This window comes from Streptomyces sp. NPDC055254, assembly GCF_053606025.1.
On sequence record NZ_JBSGQV010000030.1, the window covers coordinates 33,364 to 56,349 of the forward strand.

Here is a 22,986-nt window from a genome sequence, read left to right on the forward strand (position 1 = left end):
GCAGCGGCGGTGATCGGCGTCCGGCTCAACGCCATCTGCCAGTCCTTGCGACGCCCCGCATTGATTCGGCCGGAGTCTGCCGCCGACCGCGACCAGCCATACGGCACGTGAAAGGGGCCTGTTGCAAGCGCGTTCGTCAGCTGGGGAAGAACCGGCACCCGAACGGGAGAGGCGGTGGGCGTGCCGTACGTTTCCTGCGGGACGTCGGCCTACGATGTCGGGGCAGCCGTGGGGACCGGCTGAAGGCCTGCGGTGCTGCCCGGACAGACCGCCCATGCGCCCAAGGGTGCGATACCCCGTTCTCCGTCACCACTCGCTGTCCGCCGCCTCGATGCCTTCGCATCGCCCATCTTCGTCCGGCTGCGGTCCGGGACGCGCCCGAACGGGAATTCACCATGCCGTACAGCCGCGACAAGGCCTACCTCGCCATGTGCAGGGAGGAACTGCGGATCCCCGACAACTACCTGCGCCGGATGCGTCAACGCAACGGGCTTATCCGCCTGGACACTGAGGAGCCCGGGCAGCAGCAGTTGCAGGGGCTGCTGTTCGACTGCTTCTTCAGCAGGGGGGCCGAGCATCCCTTCGACCTGGCAGGCTGTCGCACCTTCCCCGACCTGCTGGCTTATGTGGGCTGGATCGCTCCCCAACCTGATCGCTTCGTCCTCCAGGTGACCACCGCCGCCCGTGTCGCGAGCTATCTCCTCCCCTACGTCCGTACATTCACCGACCAGTCGTACGAGGTCTCGGGGATTCCGGGCCTGCGGCTGGAACGGATCACCCGAAGGGCACTGTTGCTGCGTCACCTGCCTACCGGCGGCCTGATCGAGGTTCGCGAGAACGTGTGTGAGGGCTCGCTCCAGGACATGCGAAACAGTGTGGAGGAGGAAGTTCGGTCATCGCGCTTCGCCAGCGAAGCGAAGGACGGCCGTACGCCTGCTTGGCGAGAGGAAGACCTGACGCCGGGCGAGGCTGCTATGGCGCAGCACTGGCGTCCATCACCCACCACCTCACTACGCAGCGCTCTCCTGGGCCGTGCCAACCTCTGGTGGAGCGCGCACCGCCACCGCGCCCACCTCGCACCGGCCCGCCGGAGCAACGCGGAACGCTGCCTACAGTGGTCCAACGGCAGCACCACTGAGGAGATCGGCAGCCTCCTGACCAACAGCCCTGTCAAGATCAGTGCGGCCCAGTTCACCCCACCCAGCAGCCTCTTCGACGTGGGCCTGATCCGCCTCCACGACGGAGTCCTGGAACTCATGGGCCGGTCCAACCGGTAGCTGGCCTACGGCAGGCCCGTCGCCGGGGGCGGCGAAGGGGCGCCCCCGGCTGTTCACGGCGCAGCTACCAGCGCTGGGGCGGGACGGGTGGTCTGCGGCCGGTGAGGGCTTCGGCCCGATCCATGAGGGGTGCGGAGATGTCGCTGTATTCGCCGCGTGCGACGGACTGGAGCAGTTCGCAGAGCGCGGCGAGTTCCCCGATCTGTCCGGCCGGTGTTCCGAGGACGTCGGCGAACTCGTCCCGCACGCGCGCCGCGACCGCGGGAACGCGCAGGCTGTAGGCGTGGAGGAGGCCCGCGTCGAAACCGACGGGCACGCTGCCCCAGCGTTCCCAGTCCATGATCGTGATCGGGGTGCCGGTGAGGTTGGCCCAGTGCAGGTCGCCGTGCCCGGTCACCCGCGCGATGTGGTCCGGGGCGTCGATGCCGAGGAAGAGGGGGAAGGAGCGGCGCATCCACAGCGTCCTCACCGCCTCCCGGTCCGTCGGCACCCCGGCCAGCATGTCCAGGGCTTTGTGCAGCTCGGTCCACCACCCGTCGGTGAGGCCCGGGTCGGCGAGGAGTTCGGGGGTGGCCGGGGAGATCACCGGCTGGGGGACGTACGAGATCAGGTCGGCGTCGTAGGTCCAGCCGTCTTTGCTCCAGCGGACGGTGGCGTGCAGGCGCGGGCGCGGTACGGCATCCGGGATGTGCTCGGCGCCGGTGATGCCCTCGTGCGGTAGGCGGGCCGTCGCCCGGTCGTCGGGGGTGGCTTCGACGCGGAGCCAGTGGTTCTGAGTGGTCGTTAAGTCCGACTTCTCTTCGTTCGTGATCGCTCGATCGTGGTACTGATCGCGGTCCGGGCTGCTCGATGGGCATGTCCATGTTGAGATGCGGGGCGTGATGAGAGAGCCGTATCTCAGCGATTCGTCGGATGGGCAGTGGGCGTTGATCGAGCCGATGATCACGGCCTGGAAACAGAGCCGGGTGGCGCGGTCGGCGACCGGGGATCCCGGGTCCTGTGACCTGAGGGAGGTCGTGAACGCGATCTTCTACCAAAACCGGACGGGCTGTCAGTGGCGCATGCTGCCGCATGACCTGCCGGCCTGGTCGGCGGTGTTCTACTACTTCAGGTTGTGGCGCGAGGACGGGCTCGACCAGCGGATTCAGGAACTACTTCGCTGCCAGGTCAGGGAGAAAGCCCGCCGATTAGAAGACCCGTCCCTCGTGATCATCGACACCCAGTCCGTCCGCGCTGCGGCGGGTGTCCCCAGGACCACGACCGGGCTGGACGCGAACAAGAAGGTCTCGGGACGCAAGCGGGGACTGGCCGTCGACGTGCTGGGGCTGATCATCGGCGTCGTCGTCATGGCCGCCTCGGCGCACGACAACGCCGCCGGCATCGCCCTGCTCGACCAGGCCGCCGAGCGGTGCGGAATGCGCCTGGAGAAAGCCCCGGTCGACCAGGGCTTCAAGGAAGCGGTCATCGTTCACGGCGCACTGCTGGACATCGGCGTCGAGGTCGTCCGCCGCAACCACGCCGACCAGGGCAAAAGGTTCGTCCCGCAGCCCAAGCGGTGGGTGGTCGAGCAGACGAACGGCACGCTGATGCTCCACCGGCGCCTGACCCGTGAGTACGACCACCGGCCCGACACCTCCGCCTCACGCGTCTACTGGGCCTCCACCGCCAACATGGCCCGCCGTCTCACCACACCCACGCCGGCCTGGCGCGACACCATCGGGCTGGCCGCGTGAACATCACCGAACTCCTGGTGGACCTTCACCTCCGGGAGAACGAGGCCACGGCCCGGGCAGACGAACTCCGCCATCAGATCGCACACTTCACCGCCGCCCTCACCGAGACCGAAGCACGTCTTACGGACCTCGCCACCACCCGCGAGATCATCGCCGAACTCGCACCTACCGGCACCGAACCCGATCCGCCTGAGTCGAGCACCGCCTACCAGGCCATCGTCGACGCCTTCAACCAGCACCCCCACCAGGCATTCCGGGCCCGCGACCTGCACGAACTCCTCGACATGCCCACCGACGAAGCATCCGTCAACATCACCCGCAGCCGCCTCGGACGCCTCACCCGCCAAGGCTTCCTCACCCAACCCGGACGAGGCCGCTACCAGAAACGGACTTAACGCCCACTGAGGACGGCCCGGATTCGCAGTTCTGCGAGGCCCTTCGCTCTCAAGCCGGCCCGCGGCGGCCCCACCGAGAGATGGCGACTGCCAGCACCGCGACCTGACCAACCACCCCCGGCGGCTCTCGACGAGCTGACCGAACGGCACAGCCCCGGGCCGACATGGTCCCGGGGCTTCGTGCTGCCTGTTGTCCGATGAGTAAGCGATCCACCTCCCCGCCGCCGCGCAGTTCTTCGAGCGCGAGGGGCACCTTCAGGTGCCTCGGAGGCACGGCGAGACGGGAGGCCCGAGCGGCTCCGACTGGGGCCGCCGTGCCCCGCTCCGGCGTCGTTGTTTGGGAGACGCGTACACGATGCGTCCTCCGTGGAGTGCGCTGAGCGGCGCTACCCCGCCCGGCCAGGGCCCCCTCTCTCTCGTCCGAGTGTCAGGCGCATGCGAGCCGGTCGGTCACGAGCCATTCGACGCGCACCCCTGGATGAATCCCATCCTTGCTGACGACCATCCAGTGCCACCGCCGCACCCATTCACAGCCACCATCTCCCACCCATTCACAGGGACAGCCCTTCGCACGCATGCCCACGGAAGATGGCTTCGGTGGCATGCACGTTCAGTTCGCGGCGTGGGAAGCGTCGTCAGTCCTGGTCGAGCCAGGCTCTAAGGTTTTCGTCTTCCCATTCGGACAGTTTTCCCTTCGCCATCACGTACTGGGCGTACCGGCGGATGACCGGGACCCGGTGTGGGTCGGGCAGGGCCAACACGGCCATGCACTGCTCGTACGTCGTGCCGATGATGACGACACTCCCTGACAAGGACATGGTGAGCAGACCGCCCGTCCAGGGGCGGCAGGGGCCCGTGATCGTCGACGGGCTGTGTCCGGCGACGTTCCATTCCTCGCCGAGCCGGACCCGGGCCCAGACCGAGTCCGATTCTTCGTCGGCTCGCACACCGAGAAGGAATTCCCGTTCCTTACCGAACAATCCGAACTGCGATGCCAGGCGGATCCATGCATTGTTGACATCACGAAGAGGGTCGGGGCTGCCGTACTGGATGATCTCATCCACCCGGCCGTCCTCCGGCCCGCATGAAGTCGCCAGGCCGACGACTGACGGAGGGCAGGTCGTCACCGTCTCCGCGATTCCCACGAGGGAAATTCCGGAGGATGAAAGAGCAGCCGACAATGCATGCGTATCCATGATTTCCTTGATTTCAGAGGCATCCGGAGTCGAACTGATTGAGATTGCCGTAGTTGTGGCCTCCGTCGGGGCCGGGCGGGAACCATGCATACTTGTCTGGCTCGCCAGGCTTGGAGCGGACGACTAGACGGTACCCGTTGTCTCCTGGCCTGACCTCGTAGATCCTCGAGGTCACCCGCTCATTGGCAGGAACGCCCGCATTCTCTGCAGTCGTCCCCCAGAATCTCCGCATCGACGGGCTGAGATCCCTTCCGGAGAAGAAGTCGAGGGTCCCATCGGGGTTCCTGCGCTGAGTCCGGGTGCCGGCCAGTACCTCCCGAGCCGCGGCGCTGACGAAGTTCGGCATCTCGCGGGGGGTTCTGCTGTTGTGCACCAGCAGCGGCACGGCGCCGGCCAGCACATAGTACGTGTGGAGGGAATTGACCGTGAGGTTGTAGGCCCCCCGGAGGGTCTTCCATTGCCGCGTGCCGGAAATGCGGGCCGTGCTGTCGTCCGCAAGGCGGAGCTTGTCGCCGGTCTTGAGTGCGGCGGCCTCGGTCCACTTGCGGGTCGACTCGGACCAGAAAGGGTGGTTATCGGTGGCCGTGACGGAGGCTCCGCCGCGTGCGGGATCTAGGGTGATGTCCGTGAAGTCCCGGTCGTCCGGGGTGTAGATGGTGGCGTCGACCCGGCGCGGTCCGGCGGCGTCGGTGACGGGGTCGGTGGCCTGGACCATGTCGCCCACACGGATCTTCTCGATGGGCTTGGCCGAGCCATCCCCCATGAGGACACGCGTGCCCGCCGGGAAGCTGTTCGTGCTCACCCCGCAGGTACGTGTCCTTTTCCACAGGCTGCCGAGCTGCTCGTATACCTCCTTTGACTTGGGGCCGAGGTTTTCGGCGTGCCGTGCCCACTTTGCCGGTGTAGTGGCCCAGCCCGCGAAGGGGATCATCGAGGCGCAGGCGAGTCCGGCGTTCATCCACAGGTCCTCGCCGCCTGTGGGCGAGAAGTGGTTGATAGCCCCTTCGATCGCGTACAGGGCGCAGCTGGCGCCGTCTGCGGGCTCTCCGATACCAGGGAGCGTCCCGAAGCCGTCCAGCAAGGCGTGGGTGAGGTCGATCTGGAAGCGAGCGTCTTCGGGTGACGTGATCCCGTTGATGGCCAGGGGGATCTTTATCCAGGCTGGCAGACGGTCGAAGGGGTTGTCTGTGGTGTCGGTTGCCGTGAAGCGGAGGGCTTCCTGGATATCTGCGAGGAATTGGTCGACCTGGTAGCGGTCGAGCGTAGTCCGGTATTTGTTCGCGGCTTCGTTTGCGCTGAGGCCAGCGTCAAGCGCCGACGTACGAGCCGATTCGGCTGCCTTGTAGGCGCCTTCGGCATATCCGACGGCAGCGACGAAACTCGCCTGGGCAGATGCAGCTGAGTCATCCGCCCTGCGGGCGCTGAAGGCAGCCTGGTCTTCGGCCTTGCGTGCGGTGGCGGCTGAAGCCAGGGCGTCGCTGGCGGACTGGTTGGCACGGTGGGCTGACTGCTGGGCCTGGTTGGCGTAGGCGGTGGCTTGGTTGCCGTAGGTGATTGCCTTCTGGGCATGGCCCTTGGCGATGTCGGCGAAGCCCTGGGCCGTGGCCGCGGCCGTGGCGGCCTGGTAGGCGTCCTGGTACGCGGTGGCCGCGATACCACTGGCCTGCGCAATGATTCCCTGGACCTGGGCGATGTGGGCCGCAGTCAGTTGGTCTTTGCGTTTGGCGCGGTACTGGCCGGACTCTATGAAGGTGATCAGGTGGGTGTCGGGACTGGCCAGTGCGGTCTCGGCCGCGGCCTTGAGCTGGGGGCCGCCGCCATCGGACAGTCGAACTGCCTCGACGCGGTAGTCCTCGATGCGTGCCCGGTGCTGCTTGGTGGTCAGGAAGTCGGTGAGAGCCTTGGGATTGGGATCGGCGAGGGCCGCCTTGACGGCGTCCTTGACACCCTCCCCGCCTGCATCACCGATGCGGGTGACCTCGATGCGTTGGTCGGGGGCTGCGGCCTTGTACTGGCCTGCGGTGAGGAAGGTATGAACCTGAGCGGTGTCTCCCTTCATGGCTGCCGCCGCCGCGGTACGCACGTCTTCGTAGGGCGAGTCCTGCGAGAGGCGGTTGACCTGTTCGCGTTCGTCCTGCTCCTGCGCCTTCTTCCAGCCGGCGCGGGCGTACTCCACGACAACGGCGTCGGCGCCGATGAGCGCCGCCTCCGCCGCGGATCTGCTCCATGACCCACGGGATTGGATGGCGGTCAGGGCCATCTTGCGTCCGGTGGCCGCGATCTGCGTTTCATTGGCGCCGGGCTGGGACGCCTGCTCGGCGAGCGTAGTGAAGGCGGCGTCGAGCTTGACCGCTGCCTGCTCAAGGCGGACGGCTTCGGCCGTGAGGAGTCTGGCTGCTTCCTTGGCGTCTCGGGCCAGGTTAACGGAGGCCGCAGTGCGTGCAGTGACGTCCTCAGCCTCGGTCTTGCGGGCCGCCTCCTGGACTGACTGGGCCTGCTTGACGGCGCTGTCGGCGGCCTCGGCCGACTTAAGGGCCTGCTCGGCGTTGACCTTGGCCGCGTTGGCAGCCGCTTGCGCGTCGCCTGCATGCTCGGCCGCCTTGAGGGCGGCCGCAGCCGCGTTACGGGCGTGGCCGGCGGCCGAACGGGCGGCATCACGCGCCTGGCGAGCAGCAGCGACTGCGCCGGCCGCGTGGCCCTGGGCGGCGGCGGAAGCGCGCTTGGCCTCGGCGGCATGGCGGCGGGCCGAAGCTGCGGCCGCCTGCGCCTCGTCGGAGTTGACACCTGCCTCACTGGCCCATTTACCGGAGGAGTCGGCGAAGTCGGCGCTGGCGATCATGTCGTCGATGGCCTTCATCGACGCCACCAGAGCGACGTCGGCCTGCTCGAGAGTCTTGGCCATCGCTTCGGCCGAGTCAGCGATCTTCTCCGCCTGCTCGGCAGCCGTGACGGCGTCGGCTGCGACCTTCGCGTTGACCTTGCCGTGGGCTGCGGCGTCCCATGCCTGGGTCGCAGCGCGGGAGGCGTGCAGCGCCGCGTTGGAGGCATTGTGGGCGGCGATCGCCGCAGTCTGGGCAGCCGCGTTGGCCGCGCGTGCCGAGGCGATGGCGGACTTGGCGGCGGAGGCGGCGCGTCGGGCGGACTCTGCGGCGCGCCGTGAGGCGTCCGCGGCCTTGGTTGCATCGTTCCTCGCGGCCTCGGTCTCAGCGGCGGCTTTCGCGGTCTCCTCCTTGGCCAAGCGAGCCGAGTTCTTGGCCTTCTCCGCCTCGTCCACCGCGCTCTTCTTGGCCTTCTCGGCTGCGACGCCGGCGTCCGCGGTCTGCTGGGCCAGCTGCGAGATCGTGGCGTGTTCCTGGTCCTGGGCCCGGGCGATGTACTGACCGTAGGTGAGGAAATCGCGGATGTCCTCGATGCCCGACTTAAGGGCGTCGGCGGCCGCACGCTTGGTGGCAGGGCCGCCGGAGGCCTCGATCTGCGTGACCCGGACGCGGGCGTCGTCGTCTCGCTGCTTGTACTGGCCCTCACTCAGGAAGGCGCGGATTCCCTCGATCGAACCGCGCATCGCCGCGTCGCCGACCTCGCGGACACCAGGTCCTCCGGCGTCGATGATGCGCGTCGCCTGAACGCGTTCGTCGTCTGCGAGGGGCTGCTTCCAGCCCTCCTGCATGAACGCGGCGAGATCCTGTGGCGTACCGGCCAGCGCTGTGGCGGCGGCCGCGCTGAGGCCAGGGCCAGCGTCGGTGACGAGTTTGAGCGCGGCCTCACGCAGGTCGAGTTCCTCGGCGACCTTCTGACCGTTGGCCAGGTATTGGCGGACCTGCTCGTCGCTGCCGCCCAGTGCTGTGCCGGCGGTGGACTTGACGGAGGGTCCACCGGTCTTCCAGTGCTGGAGGACCTGCTCGCGCTCGGTCAGCGGCGGGACGACCGGGCCTTCGGCGGCGGCGGGCGCCGCGGATATCAGGCCGGCGAGCAGAGCGAGCGGAAGCAGGCCTCGCGCGGCGCTTCTAACGCTCGCGATTCCTCTGCCGCGGCCTCGGGCCCACCGGTCTAGGTTGTGACGCACGGAAAGGGTTCCCCTTGCTGGTCTGTTGATGCCGCCGCGCGCGCGGGAAAGCCCCCTTGAGGGGCAGTGGCGTCATTGCCAGTCGGCGCGCGCAGAATGAGAGCCTGCTGCCTTCTGTCATTCGGCGTCCCCAGGCCGAAGGCGGCAGGCCAGATCCCGGGCCTTCGGCCCGGTACAGATCTGCTTGATCACGAGCAGAGATCCACTCAGTGGCCGGATGGTTGTAGATCAGAGACAAGTCTTTTTCTCTTCGTTACATTCACCGCGCTGATCTGGACCGATCTGCCCCTCCTGGCGCTGGGCACTGGGTAGTTGTGGCTATGCTGCTCTGCGGCCCCCCAGGCGATCACGGCCGTCCGCAACGACGTGGCACGGTCCCCCATTTCCTTACGCCCTCCCCCTTCAGGCGGTGAGGGCGTTGTCGTGAAAGCGAATCAACACCAGTGCGCATACGCAGATGGCTACCCGTAGCCACCCTGACCGCGGCCGTCGCCATGGGAACGCCCGTGCCGCTCGCCTCAGCAGTCGGCGAGACGCCGGCCAACGCCGACGCCCCCTATGTACTTGAGGACGGGGCCTATCCCCACAGCAACGACATCCTGGCCGCCACAGGGGCCAGCCTGATCGCCGGCGACGGCAACATCACGCACACCAGCTGCTCTGGCCCGTTCCAGATCCAGGTATGGGCGCGAAACCTGAAGACCAGCGAGTCCACGCTCTGCTTCAAGGCCGCCAACACGGGCTACCTATCCGTTAACATCCCGCGCGCTTACCGCATCGAGACCGTCGCCCGGGACATCAGGGCCACGGTCTCGACCAACGGAGCCACACAGACCCTGGACTTCCCCGCAGGCAGTGCCCAAGCAATCGGTGAGGGGACTGCCACCGACCCCAAGCAGACCGTCCTGCTGGAAATGCGCGTCACTGCCTCCAGCACTGCGGCCGCACAGCCGCCGACGGGCGACAATCCGCTGGCGTTCGCGGGCAAGCTGCAGATTGGCGACACGCGCTCCTGCACGGCGACGCTAGTCGACCCGCGCTGGGTGGTCACCGCGAAGAGCTGCTTTGCCGACAAGCCGTCCGAGAGCATCGACGTCCCGGCCGGCGCTCCCAAGCACAAAACGATTCTGACCGTCGGCCGCGCCGACCTGGCCACCAGCGGCGGCCACACCACGCAGATCGTGGAACTCGTACCGCGCACGGACCGCGACCTGGTGATGGCCCGCCTCGACCAGCCCGCGTTCAATATCGTCCCGGTGTCCGTGTCGGCGAAGGCGCCCGCCGCGGGTGAGGAACTCAGTCTGGCCGGCTTCGGCCGCACCCAGGCCGAGTGGGCTCCCAGCAAGCTCCACACCGCCGCGTTCTCCGTTGGCAGCATCGCCGCGACCGGCTTCGACACCACGGCCAAGACGCCCGCCGACGCGACCGTCTGCAAGGGTGACGCCGGCGGCTCCGTGGTACGCACCGAGGACAGCAAGTCCGCCCTCGCCGCGGTGAACAGCCGCTCCTGGCAGGGCGGCTGCCTCGACAGCAGCGAAACCCGTACCGGCGGCTACAGCACTCGTGTCGACGATCTCGGCCAGTGGATCGGCGAGCTGCGTGCACGGCGTTCCGCTGCAGTGAACGAGGCCGGTGGCAGCGGCAAGGTCCGCTGGGCCGACTTCGACGGTGACCGCAAGCCCGACTACGTCACCATCGCCGACAACGGCGCCGTCAAGGTGTGGCTCAACCACGGCGGCGACCCGGCCGGCGCGAGCGGCTGGCAGGAACTCGGGCAGGTCGCTTCCGGTGTCATCAGCGACCGCAGCCGCGTACGCCTCGCCGACTTCGACGGCGACGGCAAGTTCGACTACATCGTCATCAACGCCAACGGCTCCGTCAGCGTGTGGCTCAACCGCGGCGGCGACCAGGTCGCCCCGTGGCAGGAGATCGGCCAGGTCGCCACGGGCCTGACTTCTGATGTGAGCAAGGTCCGCTTCGCCGACTGGGACGGCGATGGCCGCACCGACTACCTCCTCTTCAACGACGCCAACAACGTCGACGTCTACCTCAACCGCGGCGGTGACAAGGTCGCCCCGTGGCAGCACATAGGGCGCGTGACGACCGCCAACAATGACCGTAACCGGGTCCGGTTCGCGGACAACGACGGTGACGGCAAGGCCGACTACCACCTGATCAAGGCAGACGGGAAGGTCGACCTGTACCGCAACCGCGGCGGCGACGTCGTCGCCAACGGCTGGCAGGTGGTCGGACAGATCGCCAACGGCGTCACCCTCGACCACACCAAGGTCCAGTTCGTCGACTTCACCGCCGACACCCACGCCGACTACATCCTCGCCGACATGGACACCGCCGGCAGCGCCACCGTCTACGGCTGGAACGGCGGCGACTCGGGCAACGGCTGGACCAACATCGGCAAGGTCGCCCACGGCGGCGTGTAGGCCAGAGGTGATCTGACACAGCGGGCCCGTACGGCGGATGTGGATGTCCGCCGTACGGGCCCGCTTCGTTCAAGCGCCCATAGCGCGCCTGCGGTCGACTGCGCTCGCCCGCTCACGGGAACGGACGCACCCCCACTTTCCCCTGACCTTCGGCAGCCGCCGGCTGGCCGCGCCGAATACGAGAAGGCACCGATTCATGAAGAAACTGACCGTCTCCCTTGGGCTGGCCGCCGCCCTCGCAGGCACAGTCCTGGCCACTCCCACCCCCGCATCGGCATCGGCATCGGCCTCGGCCTCGGCCTCGGCCAGGGCTGCCGAGGCATCCGCTCCGCACCCATTGAGAATCATGCCTCTGGGTGACTCGATCACCTTCGGTGAAGGCAGCTCCACCGGCGCCGGCTACCGGGGCCCTCTGTGGGACCTGATGGCCCAGCAGTCGCGCTACGCGCCGGACTTCGTCGGATCCGGCCGCTTCGGCAGCGTCGTCGACCCCGATCACGAGGGTCAGAGCGGCTATACCGTCGCCGGTGTCCGTGCCGGCATAGACCGGTGGCAGGCGGGAGCCGGCCCCGACATCGTGTTGCTGCATCTGGGCATCAATGACCTCAAAAATGACCACACCGACCCAGTGGCCGCCGCGCAGCAGTTGCTCGGCCTGGTCGACCGCGTCCGGGTCAACCAGCCCCAGGTGACCGTCATCGTCCAGGGACTTCTCACCGACACGCCCGGCCTGGAGCAGCAGACCGCGGCGTTCAACGCCGTCGTACGCGCCGAGGAGGAGCCTCGCCAGGCTTCCGGGCAGCGTTTCCGCTATGTCGAGGCGCCCCGGATGGACGTGGCGGCTGATCTGCCCGACCGGCTGCACCCGTCCGATTCGGGATACCGGAAGATGGCTGCGGCCTTCCGTCCCGCGATCGACGCGGCCGTGGCCGACGGTTGGACGAGCCGTCCTGCACGCTCGCGTGCCGGCAACGAGGCCGGCGGGAGCGGTGCGCTGCGGTGGGCTGATTTCGACGGTGACGGCAAGCCCGACCACGTCACGATCGCTGAGGATGGCAGGGTGTCGGTGCGGCTGAACAGGGGCGGTGACGTGCCCGGTGGTGGTGGCTGGCAGGATTTGGGCCAGGTCGCCTATGGCACCACGCTCGACCGCAAGCGAGTGCGCCTGGCCGACTTCGACGGCGACGGCCGCTTCGACTACCTGGTCGTCAACTCCGACGGGTCCGTCAACGCGTGGATCAACAAGGGTGGCGACAAGCCCGGCTCCGCGGGTTGGCAGGAGATCGGCCAGGTGGCGACCGGGCTGACCGCGGATCTGACCAAAGTGCGTTTCGCCGACTGGGACGGCGACGGGCGCACCGACTACCTGTTGTTCAACGACGCCAACAACCTCGATGTCTGGCTCAATCACGGTGGCGACACCGCCGGCTCGAACGGGTGGCAGCACACCGGACGCGTCACGACCGCCACCCACGACCGCAACCGCGTCCGCTTCGCCGACAACGACGGCGACAACAAGGCCGACTACCACCTCATCCAACCGGACGGAAGGGTCGACCTATACCGCAACCGCGGCGGCGATGTCGTCGGCGCGGGTGGCTGGAAGGCCGCCGGACAGATCGCGACCGGCGTGACCACTGACCACACCAAGGTCCAGTTCGTCGACTTCAACGCCGACACCCACGCTGACTACATCCTCGCCGGCACCGACGGCAGCGCCACCATCTACGCCTGGAACGGCGGCGACGCCGTCGGCTCTAACGGCTGGACCCACGTCGGTACCGTCACCGGCAGCGCGTCTGACTGAGCGACACCGACGCCCGAACCAAGACCGAGGGTCCGGGCGCCGGCAGGACCCAGCCGAGTGGCTCATCGTGGAGATCACCGACGCCTGCGCTATCTGGACTGAGGCCCACTCCGTCACCCCCCCCTCTGCATCCGTCGCACGATCCCGAAAGAAGACATATGTCGCACCACCGTCCGCGTACCCCGCGGATGACCGGGCTCCTGGTCACCACTATGGCAGTCACTGCCGGCTTCGCCTCTGCAAGCACCTCGCAAGCGGTTACCGGATCCGAAGCCCCGGCCGGCCAGCACCCCTACACCGTCAAGCTGCACATCGGCGACAAGGCGAACAGCCGCGCCTGCACCGGCTCGCTCATCGACGCGTACTGGGTCGCTACCGCCGCCAGTTGCTTCGCGGCTACGCCGGGGCAGCAGGTCCCCGCGGGCAAGCCCAGCCTGGCGACCTCAGCCACTCTCAGCAGCGGCCAGGCCGTCGAGATCACCGAAATAGCGCCGCGCGCGGACCGAGATCTGGTTTTGGCCCGCCTGGCCGTGCCCGCGACCGGTATCACCCCCATCACACGGGCGAGCACCGTCCCCGTCGCTGGCGCAGACCTGACCGCCGCCGGATTCGGGCGCACGAAGACCCAGTGGATTCCGGGCAATCTACACACAGGCACGTTCAACGTCAGCACCAGCGACACCACCACCATCGCCGTCAGCGGTAGGGGCACCGACTCCATCTGCAAGGGTGACACCGGCGGGCCTCTCCTGAACGCGGCTGGCGAACTCGTCGCTGTCAACTCCCGCTCCTGGCAGGGTGGCTGCCCCGGCACCGACCCCGCCGAGACCCGCACCGGAGCCATTGCCGCGCGCACCGACGACCTCGGCGAGTGGATCGCGAAGACCGCAGAGCCCCGACGCTCCGCTGCCGCGAACGAGGCCGGTGGCAGTGATCGGGTGCGATGGGCCGACTTCGACGCTGACCGCAGGCCCGACTACATCACGATCGCCGACAACGGCACGGTCCACGTCTGGCTGAATCGCGGCGGCGACACGGGCGGAGGCTGGGAGACCGTGGGACAGGTCGCCTCCGGCACCACCACCGAACGCAACCGCGTACGCCTAGCGGACTTCGACGGTGACGGCAGGTTCGATTACCTCGTCATCAACGCCAACGGATCTGTCGACGTATGGCTCAACAAGGGCGGTGACAAGGTCGCACCGTGGCAGGGCATCGGCCAAGTAGCCGCCGGGATGACCACCGACGTGAGCAAGGTTCGCTTCGCGGACTGGGACGGCGACGGCCGCACCGACTATCTCCTCTTCAACGACGACGGCGCTGTGGATGTCTACCTCAACCGTGGGGGCGACAATGTCGCACCCTGGCAGCACATCGGCCGCGTGACGACTGCCGCCAACGACCGCGGCCGGATCCGCTTCGCCGACAACGACGGCGACGGCAAGGCCGACTACCACTACGTCAAGCCCACCGGCGGCGTCGACCTCTACCTCAACCGTGGCGGCGACGTCGTCCCCGTCAACGGATGGCAGTTCAAGGGCCAGATCGCGTCTGGGGTCACCACTGACCACAGCAAGGTCCAGTTCGTCGACTTCAACGCCGACACCCACGCCGACTACATCCTCGCCGGCACCGACGGCAGCGCCACCGTCTACGGCTGGAACGGTGGCGACGCAACCGGCCCCAACGGCTGGACCGACATCGGCAAGGCCGCCCACGGCGGCGTCTAGGAATTCTCCGACTCCTCGAGTGCTCATGGCCGTTCAGGATTCAGGAAACTGCGGCCAGGAGTGCCAGCCCCGACATTATGTCGAGGCCTCTTCACCGACATCCGGCCTCGAGGAACCGGACATCACGAAATCCCGAACGCGTGATCCCGACCAACCTCGCCGCCCAACAGTCAATTGCATGACCGTCTGCCGCTAAAGGAAGCCCGAGTGATACGCCACGTCAGCAAATCTGTGACCACCATGGCCGCAGTCGTCCTCCTCGCAGGTGCCAGCGTCACCGCCTACGCCGTCGCCCCGTCGGCTGCGGTCACCGCAGACGCTGCGGCCGCCATGCCGTACGCCGTGGAGGACTTCGCCGGCTACGTGCCAGGACCGGCGCCTGTGACGTTGGAAGCCACCTTCAACGACCCGGACAAGACGACAGAGCGTCCGCACGGCGTCAGTCCCAGCGCGTGGGGCGACCAGAACGCCCTCCGCGACCAGCTGATCGACCTCATCCAGCGAGCGGAGAAGGGCTCACTCGTCCGCGGCTCCATGTACCTGTTCACCGACGACGAGGTCCGCAAGGCACTTCTCTCACGCAAGGGCGAGCTGCGGATCCAGCTGATTTTGGACGGAGACACGGTGGCCACGGGAGGCGGCGAGTACCAGACGCTGAGCGAGGCACTGGGGAAGGTGGAGTACGGGCAGAGCGTCGACGCCGACACCGCCGGCTCGTTCGTCCTGGCCTGCCCACAGGACCGCGGATGCGTCGGCAACCGTGTCCTCCCCCCGGCGAGCGGTTCGGGCGAGGGCGAGTCCGCCATCAACCACAACAAGTTCTTCGTCTTCGAGAAGGTCGGCACCACCGCGAACGTGGTCTTCCAGTCCTCGGCGAACCTGACGACCAACCAGCGTGTGGGCATGTACAACAACGCCGTCACCATCCCCGACGCCGGGCTCTACCAGGAGTACAACCGCTACTGGAAGCAACTCCTCATGCACGGCTCCCAAGGCGCCGGTCTGGCGGACAACTACACGGCCAAGGACGTCGGCCCGTACAAGACGTACTTCTTCCCGCGAGTGGAGTCCGACAACGACACCGCCCTTGGCTCCCCCGTCGACCCGCGCAACGACGCGTCGAGCGACACAGTCGTCTCCCTCCTGAAGAACGTGGACTGCAAAGCCGTACCCGCCACCCAGATCCGCATCGGCATGTACGCCTTCACCCGCACCCAGGTCGCGGAGAAGCTCCGTGACATGCGGGCCGCGGGATGCCAGGTTCACGTGGTACACAACGGGGACCCCGGCAACGTCGGCAGCACGGTCAAGAACGTCCTCACGACCGCCAAACTGAACAGCCTGAGCAAATGCCAGGGCACCGAGGCAGGTGGCACGGCACGGGGCATCCACTCCAAGTACCTGCTCATCGACGGAACCTACCTGGGCACCGGCGGACGCAAGCTCATCTTCACCGGCAGCCACAACTACACGTACCCGAACCTGCGCTCCCAGGACGAAACCCTCCTGAAAATCGAGAACACCGCCCTCTACGAGAAGTTCCGCGAAAACTTCGACCAGACGGTCCTCACCGGCGGACACTGCCCTCCGGCATGACTCACGATCCGGCCACTGCTCTCAACCAGAGCCGGACCAAGACCAGCGACACGCGGCCGACCCGCACCACCAGCGCCTCCGCCACAGGGCGGCGCTTGGGACTGACACGAAAATGACCCCCCTTTGAGCCAACTCGGTGCAGCGGATCCCGCCTGCGGGGTGCCACTCCATCGCCGGGCCGGCCGCGTCCCCGTGCTCCTCGCACCAGGACACCGGGACCAAGTCCCCGCAGTCGTACCGGCGGCACGCGCACTCCTCCGCCAAGCCGGCGTACGGCACCCCGTGACGGACCACCCCGCCCGCCGGCCCCTCCACGGTGCCCCGCAGGCCGGACGGCCACGCCACCGTCACCCGCAGGCCGCCCGACACCGACCGGAACCGGTCGATCACCCGCACCTCCCCCAGCACCGCCAACGAGCCCGTGCCCGGGGCGGTCAGCCGGCGCACCGACGCCCCGAACTCCCCGGACGCCAACTCGGCCAGCGCGTCGGCGGCCGCGTCGGTGGACCCGACGGTCGCGGGCAACCAGACGCTGGAGAAGACCACCCTGAACGCGCGGCGGGTCTGCACGGTCGCGGGGATCTCCGGCGTGCCCGTGGCGGCCGGCTGCGCCCGCCCGCTCACCCGGCCGGCGACGGTCGCGCAGGACGTGCACGGCATCTCCGGCCTGGACGGCCCGAGCTTCCCCGAACCCACCGTGGACGTGGTCGAAGAGCACGCGGTGGACCTCGTCCACGGGATCCTGGCCGAGAGCGCCGAACCGATCACCCTCGTCCCGACCGCGCCCCTGACCAACATCGCGCTGCTCCTGACCCGCTACCCGCGGGACGCCTCCCGGATCCGGGAGATCGTCCTGATGGGCGGATCGACGGAGCGGGGGAACCGGACCCCGGCCGCCGAGTTCAACGTCCGTACCGACCCGGAGGCCGCGGACATCGTCTTCCGCAGCGGCGTGCCGGTCACCATGTGCGGTCTCAACGTCACCCACCAGGCGTTGGCGACGCCGGACGTGGTGGCGCGTTTCGAAGGGCTCGGCACCCCCCTCGGACGTACGTGCGCCGAACTGCTGACCTTCTTCCGGTCCACCTACCGCACGCTCTGGGGATTCCCGGACCCGCCCCTGCACGACCCCGTCGCGGTGGCCCGGGTCATCGATCCCGCGCTCGTGCACTGCGTCGACGCGAACGTCGTCGTGGAGCTGAACGGCCGGTACACGCGCGGCGCGACCGTGGTGGACCTGCACCGCTCCACCGGCCGACCGGTCAACGCGCGAGTCGCCATGACACTGGAGACCAGCCTCTTCTGGGACCGGATGGTCGCCGCCGTCGCGGCGCTGGGGGCGGGTACGGAAGGGGACCGTGCCGACGGTCCGGGCCCGGCGGGGCCCGCTGCCTGAGCAGGAACGGGACGCCTCGGCCGGCCGCCCGCGGGGAGCCCGCCGGCACGCCGTCGTGGGCCTGTCCTGCTGGCCCTCCTCGGCACGGGACCGCCGCCGCGTCCCCGGCCCCCGCCACCACCTCCCATCCGGCCTCCGACCGCTCCGACCGCGAGCACCTGGGCGTCATGCACGACCGGTCGTGGACGGTGAGCAACTACTGGAGCCTCGGCGACCGGGCAAGGACCTGGCGTGCGTCAGCCGCTGGTCCGAGGTGCCCCTGGACCGCCAGGAGCCGGGCCTCCGACGGCTGTTCACGATGAGCCACCACCCCAATGTGCCCACGGCCCTCACGGCGGCCCTGGACAACGGCGCCACCCTGCGCGACCGCATCGCCGGGCGCTGCCGGCCGGCCGCCGGGGGGCGCGATCCGCGAACTTCGTCTCCGCGGACTTGCACCGCCTGTCGGACGGCATCGGACACATCCCCGCCTCGATCGTCGCGGAGCTCGACGCGACGCCCTGAGGCGGGGATGGGGGTCCCGCGGTTCGGGAGCCGCTACGCCGTCGGCGGCTGCCGGACCGCCGCGAGGACGAAGGAGTGGCCCGCGGGGTCGGTGTACCGGCGCTGGTCCGTGCGCTGCTCCGGACCCATGGCGTCCTGCGTCGCGTCCACGGGCCGGGCCCCCAGACCGACGGCCTCGCGCTCGGCCTCGTCGAGCATGTCCGCGGCGACGAGGATGCGCAGGTGCGCCTGGAGCGAGTCCTCCGGGCGCGGCCAGCTGGGCGGCGCGTGCCCGTGGTCGCGGCGGATCCCGAGCAGGACCCCGGCGCCGCCGGTGAGGAGCAGGAGATCGCTGTCGCCGTCGGCCGGTCCGACCTCGGCGTCGAGCAGCGCGGCGTAGAACCGTGCCAGGGGCTCCGGTTCGGCGCAGTCCAGTACGAGTACTCCGGTCTTGGGTACGGTCATGCCCCGCACTTACCCCGCGCGGCCGACCCGACACGGGCTGTTGCCCCTCTCCTCCGCACCGGCGGCGCCCGGGTGGGCGGGGACGGAGGGGTAGGAGCGCGCTGGAGGTCATACCGTGTCCCATGCAGACCGGCTCCTGGAGCCCGGAGAACGCGGCAACGCCGCCGCCCGCCTGGAGAAGCGCCGGCCGGGCGGACTCGGGGACGGGCACGCGCGTTCGCCCGGGAACTGCGGCTGGAGCTCATGCGCGAGCACCTCGACGCGGAGGACGGGCCGGGTCCGTGGACGGATGAGGCGCTGTGCGATCCGGGGACCGCTTTCGAGGCCTTCCGCGACCGCGCCGCGGCGCTCGACGCCTGGCACGACGGCGGGGGCCGCGGGCCGCGGCCGCCGGACCGGCTGCGCCGGTACGTCCCGCCGGAGCTGCCCGCCTTCCAGCGGGTGCTCGCGGGCGCGCTGCACCACGTGCTGGTGGATCCGGGCGGCCGCCCGATGGGCATGCGGCTCCGCAACCGCTTCTGACCCGGCCCGGACCCGCATCCGGTCCGGACCCGATGGCGACCCGAGCGACCGTTGCGTGCGAATCGATCTTCGTGATGGAAGGATCTTGACGATCGGAATGCGGCTTCCTAGAGTCTGCGCGGCCGCACCCAGCCGCAAGGAGCACCCCAGATGCCCGGTCGCCGCCCGCGCACCCTGCTCGCGATGGACCCCGAACTCCTGCCCCGCCTGCTCGACGGACCCGCCGCACAACGGCTGCTGCGCGTAGCCCGGTTCGACGCGGGAATCGTCGCGGACGACTTCGGCAGGCCCGAGGTGGCGGCCGCCCTGGCGGAGGCGGAGGTCCTGCTCACCTGCTGGGGCGCCCCGGTGATCGACTCCCGGGTCCTGGCGGCCGCGCCCGCCCTCAGAGCCGTGGTGCACGCCGCAGGATCCGTCAAGCACGTCGTCACCGGGGCCTGCTGGGAGCGCGGCATCCTCGTCTCCTCCGCGGCCCATGCCAACGCGCTGCCCGTGGCCGAGTACACGGTGGCGATGGTCCTGCTCTCGAACAAGCGGGTGCTGGAGCTGCGCGAGGAGTACCGCAGCGTGCGCGGGCGGCCGCACGACTGGCATCTGCGGTACGGCCACGCCGGCAACTACCGCCGCACCGTCGGGATCGTGGGGGCCTCACGCGTCGGACGCCGGGTGATGGAGCTCCTGCGCCCGTACGATCTCGAAGTGGTGCTGTACGACCCCTGCGTGACGGACAGCGCGGCCGGGGCGCTCGGCGCCCGCACGGTGGGGCTCGACGAACTCTGCCGGCTCTCGGACGTGGTCAGCCTGCACGCGCCGGAACTGCCCGAGACGCGCGCGATGATCGACCGCGGCCGACTGGCACTGATGCGCGACGGCGCCACCCTGATCAACACGGCACGCGGTTCACTGGTCGACGGCGCCGCCTTGACCGACGAGCTCGCCTCGGGCCGACTGCACGGGGTCATCGACGTCACCGAGCCCGAGGTCCTGCCGGCCGACTCACCGCTCTACGACCTGCCCAACGTGCTGCTCACCCCGCACGTCGCGGGGTCGCTGGGCAACGAACTGCACCGGATGGCCGATGCCGCGGTCGAGGAGATCGCGCGCTACGCCTCGGGCCTGCCGTTCGCCCATCCGGTGCACCGCGAGGACCGCGGCCGTACCGCCTGACGGGGCCTCCCGCCTCGCCCGGCCCCCGCCGTCAGGTCAGCGCGACCCTGATCCGCTGGGTGGCGCCGGCCAGTGCGGTGAGATCCCCGAAGACGAGCGTCAGCGCGGAGCCGGTCGTGGCGGAGGTGACCGCGGCCGGTCGGGAGAGCACCGAGGCCACGGGCCGGTGCCAGGTGACCGTGAGACCCGTGCGCCTGCGCATCGGGTCCGAGACGCACAGGGTGGCCGTGCCGTCGCCGTGCTCGCGGACCAGGACGCAGGCCGGTCGGTCGGCGGTGAGGCCGCCGACCGTCCCGGCGAACCAGAAGTTCACCGCCGTGACGCCCAGCGAAACCACCTCGACCGCCTGCTGGTCGTCGCCGTTCGCCAGCACGGTGAGCCAGCCGGAGTCGGCGGCCCGGGCGGCGGTCGCCGCGGCGGTGGCCCCCGGCATCAGGATGTAGGCGCAGGCGCCGCGGACCGGGTCGGTGCCGTGGTCGAACCAGAGGGTCAGGTAGCGGCGGGTGATCGGGTCCGTCGTCCCACCGGTGTTGATGTCGTGCCAGCAGCCGGTCCGCGCCTCGCGCAGGGCCTTGACCGTGGCCCCGCCGGGGAACACGTAGCCGCCGTGGCCCGCGATCTGCGCCCATCCGGTGCCCGTGAGCGTGGCCGACCAGCCCAGTGCGCCGGGTTGGACCACGCCGTTCACGGTGAGGGCCTGGGTGCCGTCGGCGCCCAGGTTGCGGTTCTCGACGACGGTCTCCACCGCCGCGCCGTCGATCGAGCTGACGGAGGCCGCCAGGCAGACGATCGAGTCGGCCAGGCAGAACCACGACTTCTTCGCGTACAGGGTGCTGGACAGCCCGCGGACGAGCTGCCCCAAGGCGGCGTACTCCCCGTCCGTGGCGCCGCCGACCCAGTCGGCGTCCGGCCTCGGCAGACCCCAGGCTCCGCCCTCGGCGTCCGCGAGGGGCGTGCGGGAGACCGTGGTGCCGGGCAGCCGGTACGGGTCCACGGTGGGCCAGAAGGCGTCGGTGTACTGGCCGTTGCCGTGGGTGTCCCCCCACCACTGCAGCATTCCCGCCCCCGCGTGCCAGCCGCGCAGGTTCTCGCCGTTGCCGGTCTCGTAGAAGGCCATCCGCGTGGAGGCCATGCTGATGGAGGCCGCCCAGCCGGGGCGCCGGTGGACGGCCCGGTCCATGCCGGCGAAGAGCCGGTGCCCGGTCGGCTCGGCGATCGCGCCGACGGCGCTGTCGTCCCGTACGGCTGTGAGCCGGACCAGGGCCGGAACGCTCAGGTCGGTGTCACAGAGCACGGGGCTGTAGTGGTCCCGCTGGATCCAGCCCTTGATCAGGCCGCGCCAGTACTGGTTCTCGGCGGCGCTCGCGGCGGTGGCGAGCAGGGCCAGGGAGGCGAGGGCGCCGTGACCCCGGCCGTGGTCGCCGCCCTGGAAGCCGTGGGAGTTGGTCCGCGGGTTGCCCCGGCTGGTGGAGCGGCCCGAAACGGCGTCCATCATCAAGCCGTTGTAGAGGAACGGGGCGAAGGACTTCGCCACGGAGTCGAGGAAGAGCTGCCGGCCGGGGTCGGTGACGGCCCAGGTCGAGCCGTCGAGCAGGGAGAGCAGACCGGCCAGTCCACCGAGCAGCACCAGGCCGTACGAGCCGGTGTGGGCGAGGTGGTCGTGCTGCACGAAGGACCCGTCCGCGTAGAAGCCGTCTCCGGTGGTGACGAACGGGAAGACCGGGGACAGGGCGTCGCGGGAGAGGGCGATCTTGGCGGGGGTCTTGCCGAGGATTCCGCGCAGGGCGATCGAGCGGCACAGGTCCACCCGGTTGGCGCCGGTGCTGGTACCGGTGTAGTCGGCGACGCAGGTGTCGGGGACGAAGCGGTCGACGGCGGCCAGGTAGTCGGCGAGCCGGTCGGCGGAGAGCTGCCCGTAGAGGATCGTGCTGATGTCCAGCAGGGCCTGCGGGGCGCCGATCCGAAAGTCCCACCAGTTCCCGAACGGGATCGTGGAGGCGTTGTAGGCCCGCGCGTGGAGGTGGTCGAGGCCGGTTCTGACGGCGGCGGCCAGGGCGGGGTCGCCGGTCAGGCCCGTACCGGGCTGGGCGTAGGCCTGGGTCATGGTGCCCAGCCGCGCGTAACTGGCGCTGATCGAGGAGGAGACGGACAGGGGCAGATCCGGCCAGAGCGAGCCGCTGACGGCGGCCATGGTGGAGCCGAGCTCGGTCGCCCGGGTGCCCAGCAGGGCCAGCTTCTCGGCGAAGGGCGCCGCCGCCGGGTCGAATCCGCTGCCCAGCAGCGTCTCGCGCCACTTGGCGCGCAGGCGGTCGTAGGCGTCACCGTCGGCGTCGGCGGGGCCGGTGAGGTGGGGGGAGGGGCGGCGGGACCACGGAACGGACACGGAGCCTCCGGTTCTGGGCGCCCCTCGTGCGGCCGCCTCGGTGCCGAGCGGGGTGGGGGACGCCCGCTGATCGGTTTCTAGCATGTGCGGGAAAGGCTCGCCCACGGGGCGCGTACGGATCGATACGCGCACACGATCGGGTCGGTGCGAGGGGGCGCCGGCGGCCCGCGGCCGGGTCGCCGGCGCCGTCCTGATCTGCACCCTGGTTCGAGACCCGGCCTCGCCGCAGCGACCTGATTCCGGCCTTGCGCACGACGTGGCCCCGCTTCGTCCCGGGCGACGACCTCCTTCGGCAGCCCCCTGTTCGAGAGCGGTGTCCGCCGAAATCCTCA

At 69.5% G+C, this 22,986-nt stretch carries 15 protein-coding genes; 10 read left to right on the forward strand and 5 right to left on the reverse strand.

What is annotated here, in order from left to right; translation table 11 throughout:
- The first annotated feature begins 395 nt into the window (after window positions 1–395).
- Window positions 396–1,277 carry a hypothetical protein gene (locus ACWFQ8_RS24370; RefSeq protein ID WP_453788383.1) on the forward strand — a complete coding sequence of 294 codons (882 nt, stop codon included), beginning with the start codon at window positions 396–398 and terminating at the stop codon, window positions 1,275–1,277.
- Between the two features lie 64 nt (window positions 1,278–1,341).
- Here ACWFQ8_RS24370 and ACWFQ8_RS24375 read toward each other — a convergent pair whose 3' ends face one another.
- Window positions 1,342–2,223 (reverse strand): hypothetical protein, encoded by an 882-nt coding sequence (locus ACWFQ8_RS24375; RefSeq protein WP_453788384.1) that lies wholly within the window; start codon window positions 2,221–2,223, stop codon window positions 1,342–1,344.
- Here ACWFQ8_RS24375 and ACWFQ8_RS24380 point away from each other — a divergent pair.
- Together ACWFQ8_RS24380 and ACWFQ8_RS24385 are read left to right on the forward strand one after the other, a co-directional pair.
- Window positions 2,156–3,010: an IS5 family transposase gene (locus ACWFQ8_RS24380; RefSeq protein WP_453788385.1), complete on the forward strand. Its 855-nt coding sequence runs from the start codon at window positions 2,156–2,158 to the stop codon at window positions 3,008–3,010. The genes ACWFQ8_RS24375 and ACWFQ8_RS24380 overlap by 68 nt on opposite strands.
- Window positions 3,007–3,405: a hypothetical protein gene (locus ACWFQ8_RS24385; protein ID WP_453788386.1), complete on the forward strand. Its 399-nt coding sequence runs from the start codon at window positions 3,007–3,009 to the stop codon at window positions 3,403–3,405. The genes ACWFQ8_RS24380 and ACWFQ8_RS24385 overlap by 4 nt, the downstream gene beginning before the upstream one ends.
- Before the next feature lie 635 nt (window positions 3,406–4,040).
- Here the strand turns inward: ACWFQ8_RS24385 and ACWFQ8_RS24390 are convergent.
- Window positions 4,041–4,469 (reverse strand): hypothetical protein, encoded by a 429-nt coding sequence (locus tag ACWFQ8_RS24390; protein WP_453788387.1) that lies wholly within the window; start codon window positions 4,467–4,469, stop codon window positions 4,041–4,043.
- A 145-nt stretch (window positions 4,470–4,614) separates the two neighbouring features.
- Window positions 4,615–8,664 (reverse strand): polymorphic toxin-type HINT domain-containing protein, encoded by a 4,050-nt coding sequence (locus tag ACWFQ8_RS24395; RefSeq protein ID WP_453788388.1) that lies wholly within the window; start codon window positions 8,662–8,664, stop codon window positions 4,615–4,617.
- Window positions 8,665–9,107: 443 nt separating this feature from the next.
- On the opposite strand from ACWFQ8_RS24395, the gene ACWFQ8_RS24400 reads away from it, so the two are divergent.
- The 5 genes from ACWFQ8_RS24400 to ACWFQ8_RS24420 all read left to right on the forward strand — a co-directional run bounded on the left by ACWFQ8_RS24400 (window position 9,108) and on the right by ACWFQ8_RS24420 (window position 17,634).
- Entirely contained in the window at window positions 9,108–11,105 is a 1,998-nt protein-coding gene (locus ACWFQ8_RS24400; protein WP_453788389.1) for an FG-GAP-like repeat-containing protein, read from the forward strand.
- A 196-nt stretch (window positions 11,106–11,301) separates the two neighbouring features.
- Complete coding sequence (locus tag ACWFQ8_RS24405; protein WP_453788390.1) at window positions 11,302–12,912, forward strand: FG-GAP-like repeat-containing protein; 1,611 nt, start codon at window positions 11,302–11,304, stop codon at window positions 12,910–12,912.
- Between the two features lie 212 nt (window positions 12,913–13,124).
- Window positions 13,125–14,642 (forward strand): FG-GAP-like repeat-containing protein, encoded by a 1,518-nt coding sequence (locus ACWFQ8_RS24410; RefSeq protein ID WP_453788391.1) that lies wholly within the window; start codon window positions 13,125–13,127, stop codon window positions 14,640–14,642.
- A 207-nt stretch (window positions 14,643–14,849) separates the two neighbouring features.
- A complete protein-coding gene (locus tag ACWFQ8_RS24415; RefSeq protein ID WP_453788392.1) occupies window positions 14,850–16,238 on the forward strand; it encodes a phospholipase D-like domain-containing protein in 1,389 nt (462 codons plus the stop codon).
- A 421-nt stretch (window positions 16,239–16,659) separates the two neighbouring features.
- Complete coding sequence (locus ACWFQ8_RS24420) at window positions 16,660–17,634, forward strand: nucleoside hydrolase (RefSeq protein WP_453788418.1); 975 nt, start codon at window positions 16,660–16,662, stop codon at window positions 17,632–17,634.
- A 537-nt stretch (window positions 17,635–18,171) separates the two neighbouring features.
- Here the strand turns inward: ACWFQ8_RS24420 and ACWFQ8_RS24425 are convergent.
- Window positions 18,172–18,582, reverse strand: coding sequence for a VOC family protein (locus ACWFQ8_RS24425; protein ID WP_453788393.1), 411 nt, complete (start codon window positions 18,580–18,582; stop codon window positions 18,172–18,174).
- A gap of 243 nt (window positions 18,583–18,825) precedes the next feature.
- Here ACWFQ8_RS24425 and ACWFQ8_RS24430 point away from each other — a divergent pair, with 243 nt between their 5' ends.
- Window positions 18,826–19,104 (forward strand): hypothetical protein, encoded by a 279-nt coding sequence (locus tag ACWFQ8_RS24430; protein WP_453788394.1) that lies wholly within the window; start codon window positions 18,826–18,828, stop codon window positions 19,102–19,104.
- A 150-nt stretch (window positions 19,105–19,254) separates the two neighbouring features.
- Entirely contained in the window at window positions 19,255–20,271 is a 1,017-nt protein-coding gene (locus ACWFQ8_RS24435) for a hydroxyacid dehydrogenase (RefSeq protein WP_453788395.1), read from the forward strand.
- A gap of 31 nt (window positions 20,272–20,302) precedes the next feature.
- On the opposite strand, the gene ACWFQ8_RS24440 is transcribed toward ACWFQ8_RS24435, so the two are convergent.
- Entirely contained in the window at window positions 20,303–22,738 is a 2,436-nt protein-coding gene (locus tag ACWFQ8_RS24440; RefSeq protein ID WP_453788396.1) for a polysaccharide lyase 8 family protein, read from the reverse strand.
- Window positions 22,739–22,986 lie beyond the last annotated feature (248 nt).